The organism is Erwinia sp. ErVv1 (assembly GCF_900068895.1).
Classification (GTDB): domain Bacteria; phylum Pseudomonadota; class Gammaproteobacteria; order Enterobacterales; family Enterobacteriaceae; genus Erwinia.
Genome location: NZ_CDPK01000004.1, coordinates 267,387 through 285,758, shown reverse-complemented (window position 1 = coordinate 285,758; position 18,372 = coordinate 267,387). Strand labels below are relative to the sequence as shown.

14 protein-coding genes and 1 pseudogene are annotated in these 18,372 nt (G+C 54.4%); 9 read left to right on the top strand and 6 right to left on the bottom strand.

What is annotated here, in order from left to right; genetic code table 11:
* Nucleotides 1-623 precede the first annotated feature (623 nt).
* Nucleotides 624-2,168 (top strand): methyl-accepting chemotaxis protein, encoded by a 1,545-nt coding sequence (locus A1830_RS08355; RefSeq protein ID WP_067704390.1) that lies wholly within the window; start codon nucleotides 624-626, stop codon nucleotides 2,166-2,168.
* A 609-nt stretch (nucleotides 2,169-2,777) separates the two neighbouring features.
* Here A1830_RS08355 and sbmA read toward each other — a convergent pair.
* Nucleotides 2,778-4,004, bottom strand: a complete 1,227-nt coding sequence (gene sbmA / locus A1830_RS08350; protein WP_067704385.1) for a peptide antibiotic transporter SbmA — start codon at nucleotides 4,002-4,004, stop codon at nucleotides 2,778-2,780.
* Nucleotides 4,005-4,290: 286 nt separating this feature from the next.
* On the opposite strand from sbmA, the gene A1830_RS08345 reads away from it, so the two are divergent.
* From A1830_RS08345 to A1830_RS08335, 3 genes and pseudogenes are all read left to right on the top strand, one after another.
* Nucleotides 4,291-5,028, top strand: coding sequence for a gluconate 2-dehydrogenase subunit 3 family protein (locus A1830_RS08345; protein WP_067704381.1), 738 nt, complete (start codon nucleotides 4,291-4,293; stop codon nucleotides 5,026-5,028).
* 2 nt (nucleotides 5,029-5,030) lie between these two features.
* Nucleotides 5,031-6,655, top strand: a pseudogene (locus A1830_RS08340) (GMC family oxidoreductase).
* Between the two features lie 11 nt (nucleotides 6,656-6,666).
* Nucleotides 6,667-7,980 carry a c-type cytochrome gene (locus tag A1830_RS08335; protein ID WP_067704378.1) on the top strand — a complete coding sequence of 438 codons (1,314 nt, stop codon included), beginning with the start codon at nucleotides 6,667-6,669 and terminating at the stop codon, nucleotides 7,978-7,980.
* Between the two features lie 39 nt (nucleotides 7,981-8,019).
* Here the strand turns inward: A1830_RS08335 and A1830_RS08330 are convergent, their stop codons facing one another.
* Nucleotides 8,020-8,961, bottom strand: coding sequence for a LysR family transcriptional regulator (locus A1830_RS08330; protein ID WP_067704374.1), 942 nt, complete (start codon nucleotides 8,959-8,961; stop codon nucleotides 8,020-8,022).
* Between the two features lie 99 nt (nucleotides 8,962-9,060).
* On the opposite strand from A1830_RS08330, the gene A1830_RS08325 reads away from it, so the two are divergent.
* Complete coding sequence (locus tag A1830_RS08325) at nucleotides 9,061-10,128, top strand: SDR family oxidoreductase (RefSeq protein WP_067704371.1); 1,068 nt, start codon at nucleotides 9,061-9,063, stop codon at nucleotides 10,126-10,128.
* Nucleotide 10,129: 1 nt separating this feature from the next.
* Here the strand turns inward: A1830_RS08325 and A1830_RS08320 are convergent, their stop codons facing one another.
* Nucleotides 10,130-10,651 (bottom strand): GNAT family N-acetyltransferase, encoded by a 522-nt coding sequence (locus A1830_RS08320; protein WP_067704681.1) that lies wholly within the window; start codon nucleotides 10,649-10,651, stop codon nucleotides 10,130-10,132.
* Nucleotides 10,652-10,885: 234 nt separating this feature from the next.
* On the opposite strand from A1830_RS08320, the gene A1830_RS08315 reads away from it, so the two are divergent.
* Complete coding sequence (locus tag A1830_RS08315) at nucleotides 10,886-11,665, top strand: L-threonylcarbamoyladenylate synthase (RefSeq protein ID WP_067704367.1); 780 nt, start codon at nucleotides 10,886-10,888, stop codon at nucleotides 11,663-11,665.
* Between the two features lie 30 nt (nucleotides 11,666-11,695).
* Here A1830_RS08315 and A1830_RS08310 read toward each other — a convergent pair whose 3' ends face one another.
* On the bottom strand, nucleotides 11,696-12,604 hold the full coding sequence (locus A1830_RS08310) for a LysR family transcriptional regulator (protein ID WP_067704364.1): 909 nt from the start codon (nucleotides 12,602-12,604) through the stop codon (nucleotides 11,696-11,698).
* Between the two features lie 400 nt (nucleotides 12,605-13,004).
* Here A1830_RS08310 and treF point away from each other — a divergent pair, with 400 nt between their 5' ends.
* Nucleotides 13,005-14,651 carry an alpha,alpha-trehalase TreF gene (gene treF / locus A1830_RS08305; RefSeq protein ID WP_073980977.1) on the top strand — a complete coding sequence of 549 codons (1,647 nt, stop codon included), beginning with the start codon at nucleotides 13,005-13,007 and terminating at the stop codon, nucleotides 14,649-14,651.
* A 238-nt stretch (nucleotides 14,652-14,889) separates the two neighbouring features.
* Here treF and A1830_RS08300 read toward each other — a convergent pair whose 3' ends face one another.
* Nucleotides 14,890-15,300, bottom strand: coding sequence for a winged helix-turn-helix transcriptional regulator (locus A1830_RS08300; protein ID WP_067704358.1), 411 nt, complete (start codon nucleotides 15,298-15,300; stop codon nucleotides 14,890-14,892).
* Between the two features lie 118 nt (nucleotides 15,301-15,418).
* On the opposite strand from A1830_RS08300, the gene A1830_RS08295 reads away from it, so the two are divergent.
* Nucleotides 15,419-16,276, top strand: a complete 858-nt coding sequence (locus A1830_RS08295; RefSeq protein WP_067704355.1) for an SDR family oxidoreductase — start codon at nucleotides 15,419-15,421, stop codon at nucleotides 16,274-16,276.
* Between the two features lie 201 nt (nucleotides 16,277-16,477).
* Entirely contained in the window at nucleotides 16,478-17,062 is a 585-nt protein-coding gene (locus A1830_RS08290; protein WP_067704352.1) for a YceI family protein, read from the top strand.
* A gap of 285 nt (nucleotides 17,063-17,347) precedes the next feature.
* On the opposite strand, the gene A1830_RS08285 is transcribed toward A1830_RS08290, so the two are convergent.
* Nucleotides 17,348-18,361 carry a fimbrial protein gene (locus tag A1830_RS08285; protein WP_067704348.1) on the bottom strand — a complete coding sequence of 338 codons (1,014 nt, stop codon included), beginning with the start codon at nucleotides 18,359-18,361 and terminating at the stop codon, nucleotides 17,348-17,350.
* Between the last annotated feature and the right edge of the window lie 11 nt (nucleotides 18,362-18,372).

The following is an 18,372-nucleotide window of genomic DNA, read 5'->3' as shown; positions in this document are numbered from 1 at the left end:
CTTAAAATTTCTTATTTTCATGCTGTTCTACCTGCGACTAAAAGCGATGCTTAGCCCACTGTCTGAAAAAGTAATTATCATTTAATTATGTTCCGTTTAAAATCAGGGTCCGGGTAGCGCTTTTCCTGGTTTCTATTTATTTCATTATTTATTCTGGTGGGTGTGGGTTTTATATCCCGCCTGGCGATAATGAAAGTGGCTCGCTCGTATTAACCGTTGTGTATTGTTAAAATAACTCTACTGATTCTTTTTAACGCCATTTTCCTGCGTGGTTTCTCCCATTTTGTGGAGGGTTACCCCTTGCTGAAATTACATCCTCTGGTTGTTGCCCTTTTTGCTGCGCAGGGTCTGTCGCTGGCTGCATACACTCGCCAGGCGATAATATGGGCGCGGGTACTATTATGATATTAATAAATATAACTTATCAAAATGGTGTTTTTCTGCGGCTGGAGTGGATACCCTCCTCTACGGGTGGATCACTGTCCGGCCTCTGCCTGCTTTGTAACCGCGATCGCAAAATGGCGTTTACAGGCTAAAGATCCGTTCATTCCCGCCGAAAATAATAAAAAATAATAATCATTCAATTCAAGCTCAGTCCTGCCACTGCTTCAAGGATCCATCGCATGCGAACCAATCTACCCGTTACCCAGCAGGAATATCCTTTTGACGACAGCGCGACGCTGATGTCGACCACGGATACCCACAGCCATATCACCTACGCTAATGATGCCTTCATCGCGGTTAGCGGCTTCGAGCCTGATGAGATTAACGGGCAGCCACATAATACCGTGCGCCACCCGGATATGCCGCCGGAAGCCTTTGCTGATATGTGGGCGACGCTGAAGCAGGGTGAACCCTGGACGGCGCTGGTCAAAAATCGCCGCAAAAATGGCGATCACTACTGGGTCAGGGCCAATGCGATCCCGGTGGTGCGTGAAGGGAAGGTGCAGGGCTATATGTCAGTGCGAACCAAACCGGGCGCAGAAGAGATTCAAAAAACCGAACGGCTCTACCGCGAATTCCGCGAGGGGAAGCGTAAGGGCTGGCACTTCCATAAGGGCTTGCTGGTGCGCACCGGTCTGCTGAAGTGGACCTCAATTTTTAAAACCCTGCCTCTGCGCTGGCGTATCCGGACTACTTTGGCCGCCATCCTGCCATTCACCCTGGCGGGCGCCTGGGCGCTGGGTATGGCCGCGCAGCCTCTGAGCCTCTTTGCGGGTATCATGGCCGTGTTGCTGTTTATGGCCGGCGCCTGGCTGGAGCAGCAGGTCTCCCGCCCGATCGAACGCGTTTGCCAGCAGGCGCTTCAGGTAGCGACCGGCGCCAGTCATAAGGTCGATCAGCTTGACCGGGTGGACGAGGTGGGCACCACGCTGCGTGCCGTCGGCCAGCTGGGACTGATGTTTCGCTGGCTGGTGGATGATATCAGTGGGCAGGCCGTAAACGTCCTCAGCGGCAGCGATGCCATCGCGCAGGGGAATAACGATCTTAGCCGCCGTACCGAACAGGCGGCAGCAAACGTACAGCAGACCGCCGCAACAATGAATGAAATGACCGCGACGGTGAAAAGTAATACCGAAACCGCCAGGCAGGTGAATACCCTGTCGCAAAGTACCCGGGATGCGGCGATGCAGGGCGGGCAGGCCATGAATGACATGGTGGATATGATGGATGAGATCGCCCTCAGCTCACAGAAAATCGCCAGCATAACCAGCGTCATCGACGGTATTGCCTTTCAGACGAATATTCTGGCGCTCAATGCCGCAGTAGAGGCCGCCCGCGCCGGGGAAGAGGGTAAAGGCTTTGCCGTGGTCGCAGGGGAAGTACGCAGCCTGGCCCAGCGCAGTGCAAAGGCCGCCAGTGAAATCAAGGCTCTGGTTGAAAACAGTACGGCTAAGGTCCAGTCCGGCAGTCAGCATGTCAACGATGCCGGAAAGACGATGGAAGCGATCGTTTCCCAGGTGCAGAACGTCACCGCGCTGGTTGCTCAGATTAGCGCGGCTACCGCTGAACAGGCGACTGCCCTCAGCGAGGTCAGCCTGGCGGTGGAAGACCTGGATAATATTACCCATCAAAACGCGGCAAGGGTCGAAGAGGGCGCCCAGGCGTCGGATCGTATGGCGCGGCAGGCCACCAGGCTGGTTGAGGCGATCAGCGTATTTCGTTAGCCGTCTGGTCAGTGCTGCTCTGGCTTGCCTCCGAAGCCTGCGCGTAGCTGTCATTCGCTGACCTGTCGGTCAGCGCCTTTTCCGCTCACTGAAGCCACAAAAAAAAGCAGACCTCTCGGTCTGCTCTCGGGAACGCCCTGGTGTTGGCGTGATAGAAACTGAATCAGGGTGCCTCGCGGCGGTCTGAGGCTGTCACCTCTGACCGATACTTTAATCACGTGCGTTTATTCTGTCCGACACTTATGCACCAGAAAACCCATTATTTTTAAATTATTTAGTGATCTCATGCAGCTGATTTATTAGCAAAACGTGATTGTACCTGCAAAGAATGCGTTATCAGACACGCTTTAAGCGTCTACAGCATTAATAGTAGTATTTTTTTAAAATAATTTTCCGCTTTTTAATTCTAATCGGGCAGATTAAAGCGCGCTCTTTGCCTGAAATGAGCCTGCTGCGTGAGCATTGATGAGGCTGCAAGATATTATGCTAAATAATGCATGATACGAAATAGAAATAATTAGCTGTTCTACGTAAGGAAATTCCTGGTTATATTTGCCTGCCCGACTCTTCCTGTTCATGCGGCGGCCCCTTTCAGGGCCGCCGATCCGTTCACAGGCTGACGCTCTCTTTTTCCGGCTGTGCATTCAACACCTGTTCAAAGCTGCGCAGACGCTTGTAAATGGACAGCAGTTCCACCAGCGTTGTCCAGGAGTTAATCAGATACTGGAACGAGCTGCGCACCTGATCAAATACATTCGTTATCTGCGTCATCAATCCCAGGGTAATCGCGCCGGTAATGATGGAGGGAAACAGGACGAAAAGGCTAAAAACGGCATCAAGCTGCAAATAGAGGATACGGGCAATATTGAAATATAGGTAATGAAAGTAGAGGCGGAAATAGTTTTTACGCACGTTAGAAAAAAGTTTGCGTACGGTCGGCGGCGTTGCGCGCTGCGGATCATCTTCGCCATAGACCAGCTCTTTACGATAGGCGGCTTCCACCCGCTGATTACGGAAGGAGAGACCAGGAAGCTTAATGCCGATTACGGCCAGCATACCGGTGCCAAGCAGCGACCAGAGGATGGCGGCAATCACCAGCGCGTAGGGAATACTGCCCAGAATCGGCACGGTTTTCACATGCACCGACAGCGCGACCAGTACCGGTAGAAACGCAATCAGCGTCATAATCGCGTTAATAAAGCTAACGCCCATATCCTCAAGCGTGGACGAGAAACGCATGGTGTCTTCCTGCACACGCTGTGCTGCTCCCTCAATCCCGCGCAGCTGTGACCAGTGCGCCATATAGTAGTTGTTCATCGCCGTGCGCCAGCGGAAGACGTAATGGCTGATAAAAAACATATTAAGTACATTAATGACCACCGCGATCAGCGCAATACTGAGGAAACCCGCCATCTGCGTATAAAACGTCTCAATTTTAACGGTATTCGGGTGTGACATCGCCTGCTGAATCAGATCGTAAAAGGGATCATACCAGCTGTTGACCGCCACGCCAACCTGCACGGAAAACCAGGTGGCAAAGATAATCAGCGCCGATCCGAGCACCGACCAGCGCTGCCACGGGTGAGGGCTGAACAGGAACCACATACCAGCAAACAGGGTGACCACCACCAGATAATAGAGATAGAAAGCCAGCCCGCCCGGCGCAATAAACCGCAGCGCATTATTGGGCAATGGTGCGCTGGCATTTCCGGCAAACAGCGGCAGGTGAAGGATCCAGTCTCTGCCGCCGCCAAACCATAGCAGGATGGCAAGGGCGCTCCAGAGAACAACACTGCTGAAGAACAGCGCTGGCCGGGGGAAGAAAGATTTAAACATAGGCACTCCGCTGTTAATGTTCTCTTTTTTTATAACGCTTTTTAACGTTAATGGTCTCATCGCGGTTGTTTCTATTAATTTCAGCGCCGCAGGGATTGTTAATGAATTAGTGCTTTTTTGTTTGTTTTGCTAAATTATTGCTGGAAGAACTGTTAAACTTAGCCTTTGTTACCGGTAACAATGGTGATTAATACCCCTGATTTTTCAATCATTACTAAAATAGACCCTCAGGCAATCGTCAAACCCGATCGTTTTCATGCGGCTTACGCGTGAATAAGGCAATGTTATGTCGCAAGAAAAGAAGGGGAGCTCCCGCAGAGAGTTCCTGCTTAAGACTATTACCCTCGCCCCCGCCGTCGCCATTGGCACCAGCGGGGTAGGTTCACTCACCGCCGCAGCGCCTGCCATGGCCAAAGAGCCTGTTCCCAGCGGGCCTCAGCGGGCCAGAACCTACCAGCCCAGCTGGTTCACGCCGGAAGAGTATGCCTTCCTCCAGGCTGCGGTCGCCCGCCTGATCCCCGCCGACGATCGGGGGCCTGGCGCGCTGGAAGCGGGCGTCGCGGAGTATATCGATCGGCAGATGAACACGCCCTATGCCACCGGTGCTAACTGGTATATGCAGGGACCTTTCAACCCCGAGGCCGATAAGGCGCTCGGCTATCAGCTACCGCTGGTGCCGCAGCAGATCTATCGCCTGGGCCTCGCCGACGCCGACGCTGCTGCCAAAGCGAAGTACGGCAGCGTCTTCGCCAGCCTGCGTGCGGAGCAGCAGGATGCGCTCCTTGAGGCCTTTGAAGCCGGGAGCGTCGAATTCAGGCAGGTTCCGTCCACGCTATTCTTCAGCTATCTGCTGCAAAACACGCGGGAGGGCTTTTTCAGCGATCCCATCCACGGCGGCAATCAGGGAATGGTTGGCTGGCAGCTGATTGGTTTTCCGGGCGCGCGCGCGGACTTTATGGACTGGGTTGAGCGAGGTGAACGCTATCCGTTCCCACCGGTCTCGATTCGCGGGGAGAGAAGCTGATTATGGGCACTGAAATGAAAAAGGTTGATGCGGTAATCGTCGGCTTTGGCTGGGCCGGGTCAATAATGGCGAAAGAGCTGACCGAAGCTGGTCTGAATGTCGTGGCGCTGGAGCGTGGACCGCATCGTGATACTTATCCGGACGGCGCCTACCCGCAGGTAATTGACGAACTGACCTATAACATCCGTAAAAAGCTGTTTCAGGACCTGTCGAAAAGCACCGTGACCATCCGCCACAATTCAACGCAGACCGCGCAGCCCTATCGCCAGCTGGCGGCATTCCTGCCGGGAACCGGTACCGGCGGGGCAGGGCTGCACTGGTCGGGCGTTCACTTTCGCGTCGATCCCATTGAGCTGCGGATGCGCAGCCATTATGAAGAACGCTACGGTAAAAAATTTATCCCCGAAGGGATGACCATTCAGGACTTCGGAGTGACCTACNCTCGGCACAAATGTTTGCCCAGGCGGCAGAGGCTGTGGGTTACCATCCTTACGACCTGCCCTCGGCCAATACCTCCGGTCCCTATACCAACACCTATGGCGCGCAGATGGGGCCATGCAACTTCTGCGGCTACTGTAGTGGTTATGCCTGCTACATGTACTCGAAGGCTTCGCCAAACGTCAATGTGCTGCCCGCCCTGCGCCAGGAAGCGGGATTTGAGCTGCGTGAAAATTCCAACGTGCTGCGCGTAAACCTGACGGCAGATAAAAAGCGCGCCATCGGCGTCACCTATGTTGATGCACTGGGCCGTCAGATTGAGCAGCAGGCCGATCTGGTCATCCTCTCTGCATTCCAGTTTCATAATGTGCATCTGATGCTGCTCTCGGGTATTGGCAAGCCTTACGATCCGGTGACGAATGAGGGGGTGGTGGGCCGCAACTTTGCCTACCAGAACATCTCCACCATTAAAGCCTTCTTCGATAAAAGCGTCTTTACGAATAACTTTATTGGTGCGGGCGGTGCGGGCGTCGGTGTGGATGACTTTAACGCCGATAACTTTGACCACGGCAAATATGGTTTTGTCGGCGGGTCACCTTTTTGGGTGAACCAGGCAGGGGTGAAGCCGATTTCCGGCCTGCCTACACCCCCGGGTACGCCCGGCTGGGGCAGCAAGTGGAAGGCGGCGGTAGCCGATCACTACACGCACCACGTCTCCATGGATGCGCACGGTGCGCACCAGTCCTATCGCAGCAACTACCTGGATCTGGATCCCACCTACAAGGACGCCTTTGGTCAGCCGCTGCTGCGTATGACCTTTGACTGGCAGGAAAACGACATCAAAATGTCGCAGTTTATGCATGGCCGCATGCATAAAATCGCCGAAGCCATGAATCCCATGATGATCAGCGGCTCGCCAAAAATGCCGGGAACGCACTTTGACACCACCGTTTACCAGACCACCCATATGAACGGCGGGGCAATAATGGGAGACGACCCGAAAACCAGCGCGCTGAACCGCTATCTGCAAAGCTGGGACGTACCGAACGTGTTTGTGCCGGGTGCTTCGGCGTTCCCACAGGGTCTGGGATATAACCCGACTGGCCTGGTGGCCGCCCTGACGTACTGGTCGGCGAAGGCGATCCGTGAACGGTATCTGAAGGAGCCAGGCCCGCTGGTGCAGGCGTGAGGAGATCCACGATGAAAATGTTAATTTCTGCCCTGTTACTGGGGATGACCACCTGTGCCGCCTTCGCGGATGATAGCGGTGCGGCGCAGATCAAACGCGGCGAATACCTGGCACGGGCAGGCGACTGTGTAGCCTGCCACACCAAAATGGGCGGTAAACCCTTTGCGGGCGGGCTGCCGATGGCAACGCCGATCGGCACCATTTACTCCACCAATATCACTCCCGATAAAAAAACCGGCATTGGAAACTACAGCTGGGATGACTTCCAGAAAGCGGTGCGGCACGGCGTGGCGAAAAATGGCCAGACGCTCTATCCGGCAATGCCTTATCCCTCTTATGCCGTGGTGAGCGATGAGGATATGCACGCGCTCTATGCCTGGTTTATGCACGGTGTGCAGCCGGTTGAACAGGCTAATCGTAAGAGCGACATTCCCTGGCCCCTCTCGATGCGCTGGCCGCTGGCGATCTGGCGCGGCATTTTCGCCCCTGACGTTAAGGCTTTCCAGCCGCTCAGCGGGCAGGATGCGGTGCTGGCGCGTGGGCAGTATCTGGTGGAGGGGTTAGGCCACTGCGGTGCCTGCCACACGCCGCGTAGCCTGACCATGCAGGAAAAAGCCCTGAACGACAGTGAAGGCAGCGACTATCTTGCCGGCAGCAGCGCGCCAATTGATGGCTGGACCGCCAGTAATCTACGCGGCGACAGCCGTGATGGATTGGGGGGCTGGAGCGAGGATGAGCTGGTGCAGTTCCTGCGCACCGGGCGTAACGACCGCACGGCGGTATTTGGCGGGATGACGGACGTCGTCCAGCACAGTCTGCAACATCTGAGCGCGGAGGAAGCAACGGCCATTGCCCGCTATCTGAAGTCGCTGGGTGCACGCGATCCGAACCAGGTTGGTTTTGCGGCCGATAATGCTGAAGCCAACGCGCTCTGGCACGGCGATGACAGCAAACCGGGAGCGTCGGTCTACATTGATAGCTGTGCGGCCTGCCACAAAACTGACGGCAGCGGCTACAAGCGCTTCTTCCCGATGCTGCGTGGGAATGCCGTGGTGCAGGCCGGGGATCCGACGTCGCTGATCCATATTGTCCTCAGCGGCGCCACGCTGCCCGGCGTAAAGGGTGCACCCTCGACCATCACCATGCCGGCGTTTGGCTGGCGGCTGAGCGATCAACAGACGGCCGACGTGGTCAACTTTATTCGCACCAGCTGGGGGAATACGGCAAAAACCCCGGTCAGCGCCCGCGACGTGGCGAAGGTGCGCAAAGAGATGGCAGAACCGCAGGGAAGCCCCGACGTAGAGAAGCTGATCGAAGTGAAATAAGCCTGAGCAGAACGGCCAGCGGGCTGGCCGTTCTGATTTTCAACGGGTCTCCTTCTCCGCCTGGAGGCCGTTCTGGCCAGAAATGGATAGCCCCTCCAGCGCCGTTAACAGCGCATCCACCTTTGGCGTAAGCTGCTTTCTGCGCGGCCACACCACGTAGAGCGGCAGGCCAGTGACGGCCAGTTCGGGCAGAATTTGTACCAGCTGCCCCTCAGCCAGCTGCTTTTCCATCAGCCAGGTCGCCATTTGCGCCACGCCCAGGCCGGCGACGACGGCGGCAACCTGCGCTTCGCCGTCTCCCAGTGCCATGCGGTGCGGGACGGTGCGCGTAGCAATGCGCCCGTCAGGCGAGGCGATGTACCACGGGCTGGTGCTGCCGTCCACGCGGTCATAGACAATAGCCTGGTGATCGCTAAGTGATTCAAGTGAATCTGGCGTGCCGTGCTGCGCCAGATAGTGCGGCGCGGCGCAGAATATCAGCTGCTCGTTGCCCAGATAGCGAAATCCCAGCGAGGGCGGATACTCTGCCGGGCCACCGATGCGCACGGCGATATCCACACCCTCTTCAAACAGGTCAACAAAGCGGTCGGAGAAGGCCAGGCCAATCTGCATATCCGGATTCTGCTGGCAAAACTGCGTAAGCAGAGGCATTACGCTCATCCGGCCAAAGGTGTGCGGAACGGCGATCCGCATCCTGCCGACCGGACTGGTGCGCTGTGCCGCCAGCACCGATTCCGCTTCCGCCAGCTCGCTCAGCACCCGATTACAGGTGTCGTAAAAAGCCTGTCCCGCGTCAGTGAGCGCCAGACGGCGCGTGGTGCGCTCAAACAGCCGCGATCCCAACCGGTTTTCCAGCCGTGCAATGCTTTTACTGACGGCAGAACTGGTCAGATGCAGGCTCTCTGCGGCGGCGGTAAAGCTGCCGTGCTCAACGGTGGCCACAAAGGGCGTGATCCCCCGTAGCCGATCCTGACTGTGCATGATTGATGACTCTTATTCATTAATGATGTGAATTTATACCTGAGATAAGAATTTAATTCTCTATTAAGCTTACCGGATAATCAAAACAGGAGATAAATTATGCAACAGCGTGCATTAATCGTTGGCGTCAGCGGCGTGATTGGTACCGCCCTGGCCGAACAGTTGAACACCGATGGCTGGCAGGTTCTGGGTCTGTCCCGTGGCCGTACCGCCGTCCCGGCAGGCTGCACCTCACTGACGGCTGATTTGACCGACAGGGAGTCCGTAAAGCAGGCGCTGAAGGATGTTAAGGTCGATAAGGTCTTTTTCAGCGTCTGGGCGCGTCAGGAAAACGAGAAAGAGAACATTCGCGTGAATGGTGCGATGGTACGCAACGTGATTGACGCGCTGGGCGATGGGTTGAAAGGCGGTCACGTAGCGCTGGTCACCGGGCTGAAGCACTATCTGGGGCCGTTTGACGCCTACGGTAAGGGTGCCGTTCCGGTAACGCCGTTCCGTGAAGAGCAGGGCCGTCAGCCGGTTGATAACTTCTACTACGCGCAGGAAGATGAAGTCTTTGCGGGCGCAGAGAAATATGGCTACACCTGGAGCGTCCATCGCCCGCATACCATTATCGGCTTTGCCCTGGGCAATGCGATGAACATGGGTCAGACGCTGGCCGTCTATGCCAGCCTGTGCAGGCAGACCGGCCAGCCGTTTATCTTCCCTGGCTCGAAAACCCAGTGGGAAGGTGTGACCGATATGACCGATGCGCACGTCCTTGCGCAGCAGCTGGAGTGGGCTGCTACCTCGCCTGCTGCCCGGGATCAGGATTTTAACGTCGTCAATGGCGACGTCTTCCGCTGGAAGTGGATGTGGAGCGAGATTGCCAGCTACTTCGGCATTGAGGCGGCGCCGTACCCGGATGAGATGCAGCCGCTTGATGGCCGGATGGATGCCGCGCCCGGGCAGTGGAAAGCGATTGCCCAGCAGTTCGATCTGAAAGAGGACGACATCAGTCGTCTGGTCTCCTGGTGGCATACCGACGCCGACCTGGGCCGCCCAATGGAAGTGATCACCGATATCAGCAAAAGCCGTAAGGCGGGCTTCACGGGCTATCAGTCTACCCGGGATGCGTTTATCACCCTGTTTGATAAGCTGAAAGCGGAAAAACTGATCCCAGCCTGATTCAGGCGGCGCTGCGCGCGGTGAATTCCGCGCGCAGCAGGCCATAAAAAGCGCTGTCCCAGCGCGCCTCTCCTACCGCTACGCATGCCCGCCTGACCCCCTCACGCACAAATCCCAGCTTTTCGTAGGTGCGCACCGCCGCCCGATTCTGCGGATAAACAACCAGCTCAAGCCGTTCGATAGCGGGATCCTTAAAGGCGGTATGGATCATGACGTTCAGAAGTTCGCCCGCCAAACCTTTTCCTCGCAGCGCCGGATTGACGGCCACGCGGCACAGGCAGGCAAGATGGTTCTCCCAGTCGAAGCTCAGCTGCGCTACCGCCGCGAGCCGGCCGTCACGTCGCGTGGCAAAGGTGAGCAGGCGTGCTGGCTGCTGTTCATCGGAGTCAAGCAGCGTACGCATAAATCCCGCCGTCAGCGGCCAGGCGACACCCGGCCCGGCCCACTGCGTCACCGCCTCCTGGGAGGAAAACCAACTGCGCAGCTCGCTCTGATCTGCCGCGCGGAAAAAGTCGATGTGCATGCTCTTGCTCCTCTCAGATTTATGCTGGGTGGCCAGGGTGAAAGAAAAGTTCAGTCTTGCCATCTTATTTGCAACGACTGTTTCCTGATGGAAACAATGAATCTAAAAGATGCTTAATTGTTGCGAATACGGGCGGGGAGGGTAGGATGGCTTTAACAGGTTATGCCGCCCTCCACCTGCATAAGGGAGGGGCGCAGACTGACACTCTTAATTTCTGAACAGGCAGGTGTGCTCATGAGTAATAAAACCATTCACTGGAACGGCGGCTTACAGCCAGAAGCGGTAAAAATTCTGTCTGCTGACGGCGGGATGATCGTTTGCCCAACCAAGGTGGGCTACATCATTATGACCTCTGATGCCAAAGGTCTGGAGCGTAAGTTTGACGCCAAGCAGCGTAACCGTAATAAGCCGGGCGTGGTACTGTGCGGTTCGCTGGAGCAGTTAAAAGAGCTGGCTCAGTTGAACCCGGAAATTGAGTCCCTGTATCAGCAGCACTGGGATAACGATGTGCTGCTGGGCTGCATCCTGCCGTGGAAAGAAGAGGCGGTGGCGCGCATTCCGGAAGATGGTTCGAAAGAGCTGATGATGGATCGCCGTCAGACCAGCTGCTTCGTGATTAAATTCGGCGTACCCGGTGAAAATCTGGCAAAAGAGCTGTGGGAAAATCACGGCAAGTTTTCATTCGCCAGCTCTGCTAACCCATCAGGTAAGGGTAACCGCGGTCTGGTAGAAGGCATCGGTGAGCGCATTGAATCACAGGCGGATCTGATCATCGAAGCCAATGACTACGTGAAATCTATCCAGCCAAACGAATCAGAAAAGACCCGCTACGAGCAGGGCGTGATGGTGGCGATGGTGGATGAGAGCGGCAAGCTGGTGCCTGAACAGAAGGGTGAGCGCAATATTACCCCCTGTCCGGTCCTGATCCGTAAGGGGCTGGACGTGGACAAAATCATGTCCATGCTGTCTGACACCTTCACGACCTGGGATTACCGCCACGGTAATTACTACTGATGTCAGCGCGGGCGGCCCATCGCCGCCCGGTCAAGCCTGAGCAGTATCCACCTGCAACGCCTTCTGCAACGCCTCCATAAACAGCCTGACGCGCGGCGATATTACGCCCTCATGACGGTACAGGATGTACGAGCGGTACAGATCCATTTCCCATTCCGGCAGAACCCGCTGAAGCCTGCCCGCCTTTACTGCGGTCTGGGCGATATAATCCGGCAGATAGGCAACGCCGGTTTGCGCAATCGCAGAGTTGACCAGCGCGGTACTGTTATTGGCACGGAAGCGGCTGCGAACCTCAATATTTCGTCTCTGCTTGTCCTTTTTAAACGGCAGCGAGAGCGTATGCGCCGGGCCGCGGAACAGAATAAAGTCATGGCGCGGCAGATCGTCCGGCCCGAGGATGGGGGCGAAGCGCTGAAGGTACTCGGGTGCAGCATAAAGTCCCCAGCTGATATCCATCAGAGGTTTAGCGTTCGCCTCCGCAGGCGCATCACGGCGGATAACAATCGCGATATCGACATTATCTTCGACCAGGTTGACGGGGCGATCGGTTAGATCCAGATCCACGCTGACGTGCAGGTTATTGGCCACAAACTGGTTCAGCACCGGCACAATACACTGGCAGCCAAAGGTGACCGGGGCCACAACGCGCAGGCTGCCGGTCGGCTCTTCATGATACTGGCGTATAAACAGTTCGGCGCTTTTCACCTCGCTTAAGATGCGCGCGCAGTAGTGATACCAGGTCATGCCGACCTCAGTTACCTGAATTTTCCGCGTGGTGCGTTGTAATAACCGGGCACCGAGGCGTATTTCAAGGGCCGAGATCTCCTTACTGACCGAGGACTTCGACAGCCCCAGGGCCTTTGCCGCGTCGGTAAAGCTAAGCGTCTCCACCACTCGGGCAAAAACGATCATCGCGTGCAGGTTTTCAACATCGCTCATGGTCGCGCTCCTTCTGGCTTTTCGCGGCGGCTTTCACCCTCATCGGTCTCCGCCGTAGAGGTTATCAGGTGGCAGGGGCGGGCGTCTGTCTGTCAGTTATTGAGGGCCGTAGCTTAGAGGGTGGGCGGGATGAAGTAAATATTTAAGAGCAGGGTTTTCCCCGTTAATATTTATTCTCAATACAGTTAATTATACATTAATATTTTGCCGATAAGGGTTGATATATCCGCCAGTGAATGAGGGTAAAGCAAGGTAATATTGTTTATGTTTTGAAATATAGATTCATGTCAGGTAATAAAATCATCGATTTGCATTATGAGACGAGGGTACTATACTGAACGCTTAAATTAAAAAATACACTGCAAACATTGTCGATATTAATTGGCATCAGGAGGTTTTTATCACTTTTAATCAAAATGACCTGATCGTTGACAATAACCGTACTGATTATGAGGCCTGGTATAACGACTACGAGGCCAGCGCAGATGCGCAGCCCGAACCCCAGCCGGAGCCGATTAGCGGCCTCCCCGCGCCGGATATCCTGACGCCGTCCGACCGCTATCAGGAACTGTTTTCGGCGGTACAGAGCGCCCGTATATTCACCGACAGTAAAACCTTTGCGGACTGTGCGCCAAAAATTGAGCCGGAACGTATTTTATATCGTTATTATATCCAGCGTGAAGAGGCCGATTTTAATCTGCTGACCTTCGTGCTGGAGAATTTTGATCTGCCGCGGGCCCACGACAGCCGCTATATTTCAGATCCTGCGAAAAATATGGGGCAGCATATTGACTCCCTGTGGCCGGTGCTGACGCGTCAGCCTGAGAAACATTCTGAGTTTTCCTCGCTTCTGCCCCTGCCTGAACCTTATGTGGTCCCGGGCGGGCGCTTTAGTGAAACTTATTACTGGGACTCCTACTTCAGCATGCTGGGCTTCGCCGCCAGCGGCCGCGACGATCTGATGCGCAATATGGCGGACAACTTCGCCTGGCTGATCGATACCTATGGCCATATCCCGAATGGCAACCGGACTTATTATCTCAGCCGCTCTCAGCCGCCCGTTTTTGCAATGATGGTCGAACTGTTTGAAAAAGATGGCATTAAGAAAGCGAAGCGCTACCTGAAACAGTTAAAACGTGAACATGCTTTCTGGATGGAAGGGGCTGACTCCCTGACGCCAAACGAAGCTTATCGCCATGTGGTGATGCTGCCGGGCGGCGAGGTGCTTAACCGTTACTGGGACGATCGCGATACGCCACGCGATGAATCCTGGATTGAGGACGTGGAAACAGCCCGAAATTCTTCCCGTCCTGCCAGTGAGGTCTACCGCGACCTGCGCGCCGGAGCGGCTTCCGGCTGGGATTTTTCCTCACGCTGGCTCAGCGAGCCTGGCCGCCTGGAAAGTATCCATACTACGCGCATTGTGCCGATCGATTTGAACGCGTTTCTCTATAAGCTGGAAACCACTATCGCCCGGCTGGCCGCGGCGGATAACGATCCGCTGACGGCGGAGCAGTTCCAGCAGAAGGCAGAGCGTCGCCGCGCCGTCGTGGATAAATACCTGTGGGATGCAGAAGCCGGACTTTATCGTGACTATAACTGGTGCGACCGTGAAAAAGGCATGTTCTCTGCGGCCGCCGTAACGCCCCTTTACGTTGGGATGGCCGGTTATGAGCAGGCAACCCGTATGGCGGCGGCAATTCGATCGCATCTGCTGGCTCCCGGTGGGGTGCTCTCGACGGTAGACGAAACCGGCGAGCAGTGGGACAAGCCTAACGGCTGGGCGCCTGTGCAGTGGATGGCGATAGAAGGGCTGAATCACTACGGCGAAGAGCTGCTGGCGAAAGAGATCGCCACGCGCTGGCTACAGATTGTAGGCGCAACCTACGATCGGCACCATAAGATGGTTGAGAAGTACAACGTCGCTGGCCGGGCACCGGTGCTGGCTGGAGGGGGAGAATACCCCCTCCAGGACGGCTTTGGCTGGACAAACGGTGTGACCCGCCGCCTGCTGGCAATGTACCCGGATGCCATGCCCGCGCGCTAAATAGCTGATGCGCATCCCTGTGTCCCGCAGTAATTGCGGGCTGGTGCGTATCTCAGTGTCTCGGAGTCATTGCAGGCTGAGACTTTTATGTGTCCCGCTGATATTACAGGCTGAGGCACTTTTATGTGTCTCGCCGTAATTACAGGCTGATGCGCTTTCAGTGTCTCGCCGTCACCTCAGGTGATCTGTTTTTCTACTCTCAGGTCATCGCAACTGGGCGCAGGCCTGCCTGGACGGATTATTCCTTTCCGGCCTGCGCCCGCTCGCGACGATTACCCATAATCTGATGCAGGTTCATCTCGATCCAGTCGGCCAGTCCCGTTACCTGACCACGCACCTCCTGTCCCAGAGGAGTAAGACGATACTCTACGTGCGGCGGTACAACTTCCCACGCAATACGCTCGACGAATCCATCTTCTTCCATAAACCGCAAAGTCTGCGCCAGCATCCTTTCGCTGACGCCACCAATCTTTTTGCGCAGTTCGCCGAAGCGAAGCGTTTCCTCCTCCAGCGCCACCAAAACCAACAGGCTCCAGCGGCTGGTCAGACGCTTGAGCACCTCACGCGATGGGCAGTGAGTGTTCAATAGCTCACCGCGACGAAACTTTTCACTCAGGGTAGAGAGGGGCTGCGCGGATTCTTTTTTCATACTAACATTCCTGTGCGTACTTACTTTTAATTAGTATATGACTTAGGCTGGTAAGGTTAAAGCACATTCGCGGTCTCTGAGCCGCGGAAAAATTTCACTACGCCATAAGGAGCACATGATGATTGCTGTTACCGGTGCAACAGGTCAGCTTGGCCGTTTAGTCATTGATGCATTATTAAAATCGACGCCAGCAGGTGAGATTATTGCCGTCGTACGTTCACCTGAAAAAGCCCGCGATCTTACCGCCCTGGGGATAGATGTCCGTCAGGGGGATTACACCCAACCTGAAACGTTGCTCAGTGCCCTTAACGGGGTAACGAAAGTTCTGCTGATCTCCTCTAACCAGCTGGGCGAGCGTGAATCGCAGCATAAGGCGGTGATTGCTGCCGCCAAAGAGGCCGGGGTGAAGCTGCTGGCCTATACCAGCCTGCTGCATGCCGACACCACCCCCATGGGCCTTGGGAAAGAGCATCTCGCGACCGAAAGGGCATTAATCGCCTCCGGCGTGCCCTATGCCATTCTGCGCAACGGCTGGTACACCGAAAACTATGCGGCCAGCATTGCTCCGGCGATGGCTCACGGGGCCTTTATTGGTGCCGCGCAGGAGGGGAAAATCGCCTCTGCGAGCCGTCAGGACTATGCTGAAGCCGCAGCTGCGGTTTTGACGCATGAGAATGCGGCTGGAAAAATCTATGAACTTGCAGGCGATAGCGCATACACCCTGGCGGAATTTACCCGCGAGATCGCCAGACAAAGCGGCAGGGATATTCACTACATTAATCTGCCTGAAGCCGAGTTTGTCGGGGCGTTGAAAGAGGCGGGGTTGCCCGATGCGTTAGCGGAAATGCTGGGTGACTCCGATGCCAGCGCGGCGAAAGGGGCGCTTTTCGATGACAGTCATACTCTGAGTCAGCTGGTGGGCCGTTCTTCCACGCCCTGGCAGGAGGTAATTAAGGCGTTTATTAATCAACAATAACGCCCTGAAGGTAACCCGCAGCCCCCAGGGCTATTCCCCTGTATTGATTTTGTCTTAATCTCAGGGGAAAGGGATGCGGGTAAAATAGTTACGGGTGTTAACTAATATATTTGAAGGATTGACTCAAATATCTTGAATATCGGTTAAACAATGAATATTGCACTATGGTTAATACTCATTGTTTAACTAAGGCTTTTGCGCATGTCTGTATTAAAAAAGATTACCCTGCCGCTACTTATTGGTACCGCACTTTACTCACAGTTTTCTGCCGCCGCGCCAGAAAGCTACGCGATGGATTCAGGCCATACCTCTGTTGTTGTCTCCTGGACCCACTTTGGTTTCTCGCATCCGACCGCCGATTTATCGAACATAACCGGTAATATTGATTTCGATGCAAAAGACGTGACTCATTCAAAAGTGGATGTTTCTATCCCGGTTGATACGATCAACACCCATGTTGATGCGCTGACCAGCGAATTTAAGGGAGCGGATTATTTCGACGTGGCGAAGTTCCCGACTGCGACCTTTAAGAGTACGAAGGTGGTCAGCAAAGGGAAAAATAAAATGGACGTCTATGGCAACCTGACTATCCGGGATATCACCCGCCCTGTTATCCTGCATGCAATCTTGAACAAGCAGGGTATGCATCCGATGGTGAAAAAAGAAGCAGTAGGATTTGACGCCACCACAACGTTCAAGCGCTCAGAGTTTAAGCTGGATAAGTATGTGCCAGCAGTAAGTGATGACGTCGTACTGACGATTTCGACAGAAGCCTACGCAAAATAAATTTGCGAAGGGCAATTAACCGCCCGATGTTTCGGGCGGTTAGCCGCTCCAGGTACGAAAGGGTTCAACTGAAGGTAAAATGAGCCACGCTCTGATCAATACGCGATTGCATCATGTTATAAGCATAAAGTTTGTTCTGGCAGGGAATGATCCCGGCTTAGGGTAATGTTTGCGCCATCCTGCCATGAAATAATATTTACCCTGGGAACAGTAAACTCTTCCGAAACGTTGGATTTATGTTCAGGGTAGCTAAATGCATGCACGATCGCCACGTTAACGCCTTAATTATTCGTATTTAATCGTATAGATAAGGGTGGTCTGGTATTCACCCACTGATTGTTTATTGCTAAGCGCATAATAGCCAGCCCGCAGCGGGATAGTTATGTTTGAGAGAGCCGATTCAAAACTGCCAACCTTAAATTTCTCGCCCAGAGAAATGGGGGTCCAGATATTCTCTTCTGAGCGGGATATTTGCATGGCAATCTGATTCGATATTTCTCCGGTGGCTTTATCCTTAAAGGAAAATACACCCTGTTTTTCCAGTCCGGAAATGCCAGGGCCTGTTAACGTCATCCAGATCCCCAGGGTACTCCACAAATTAGAATTACAGAACAGATTAATATTAAAGTCGCTACTGACACCCGGCGTGCTGCCCGTTCCTGAAACGTCATGGATACTCAGGGGTGGAAGGGTGACACGGTAATTTTCATCGCCCGTAACATCACAGGTTTGTGTGGAGAAACTCAGCATACTGGTATTTCTCATCATAAATTGTAGGCTGCCATTACCCACTGAACCTATATCGAACAAGACCACCGTATTGCTCTGAGGATCCAGGGTAACATTTTCTCCTGTCTTTATTAGATCGACGACAACTTCCGAATCAAAATTTAGGTAACGATCGGTGGGTGAACCCATAATAAAAAGAGTGCGCGTTTGATAATCCGTTTTTAAACTTTGAGCGCCCCTGAACTTTTGGCCATTTATCGTGATGGAAAGGCCTAAACCACTCTCTCTTCCGAAAACGCCGTCGAGGTTTTTGACATTAAAATAAATATATTCACTATCGAAAACCCCTGAACTGCGTGGGGCCTTGGCACACCAGGTCTTAAAGTTCATGGTTTTACTGTAAATTACCGTCCCAACCGGTAAGCCGGAGGGAATTTGGGAAGGAATAGTTTTAAAGTCAAATTCCGTCTTCCCCACATAATTATCGCTAAAGCCACAGGTGAGGTCCGCTCGCGTATAAAAACAGACCGTGAGTGAGAAAATTAGCAAACAGGATTTTATCATTTGCATTACGTGTCCCT

Bases quoted from the DNA above. Each gene is read 5' to 3' on its own strand.
- A1830_RS08355 (WP_067704390.1), top strand. From the start codon at position 624: ATGCGAACCAATCTACCCGTTACCCAGCAGGAATATCCTTTTGACGAC.
- A1830_RS08330 (WP_067704374.1), bottom strand. From the start codon at position 8,961: ATGCACAGTCAGGATCGGCTACGGGGGATCACGCCCTTTGTGGCCACC.
- A1830_RS08315 (WP_067704367.1), top strand. From the start codon at position 10,886: ATGAGTAATAAAACCATTCACTGGAACGGCGGCTTACAGCCAGAAGCG.
- A1830_RS08300 (WP_067704358.1), bottom strand. From the start codon at position 15,300: ATGAAAAAAGAATCCGCGCAGCCCCTCTCTACCCTGAGTGAAAAGTTT.
- A1830_RS08310 (WP_067704364.1), bottom strand. From the start codon at position 12,604: ATGAGCGATGTTGAAAACCTGCACGCGATGATCGTTTTTGCCCGAGTG.
- A1830_RS08290 (WP_067704352.1), top strand. From the start codon at position 16,478: ATGTCTGTATTAAAAAAGATTACCCTGCCGCTACTTATTGGTACCGCA.
- A1830_RS08285 (WP_067704348.1), bottom strand. From the start codon at position 18,361: ATGCAAATGATAAAATCCTGTTTGCTAATTTTCTCACTCACGGTCTGT.
- A1830_RS08320 (WP_067704681.1), bottom strand. From the start codon at position 10,651: ATGCACATCGACTTTTTCCGCGCGGCAGATCAGAGCGAGCTGCGCAGT.
- A1830_RS08345 (WP_067704381.1), top strand. From the start codon at position 4,291: ATGTCGCAAGAAAAGAAGGGGAGCTCCCGCAGAGAGTTCCTGCTTAAG.
- A1830_RS08295 (WP_067704355.1), top strand. From the start codon at position 15,419: ATGATTGCTGTTACCGGTGCAACAGGTCAGCTTGGCCGTTTAGTCATT.
- sbmA (WP_067704385.1), bottom strand. From the start codon at position 4,004: ATGTTTAAATCTTTCTTCCCCCGGCCAGCGCTGTTCTTCAGCAGTGTT.
- A1830_RS08335 (WP_067704378.1), top strand. From the start codon at position 6,667: ATGAAAATGTTAATTTCTGCCCTGTTACTGGGGATGACCACCTGTGCC.
- A1830_RS08325 (WP_067704371.1), top strand. From the start codon at position 9,061: ATGCAACAGCGTGCATTAATCGTTGGCGTCAGCGGCGTGATTGGTACC.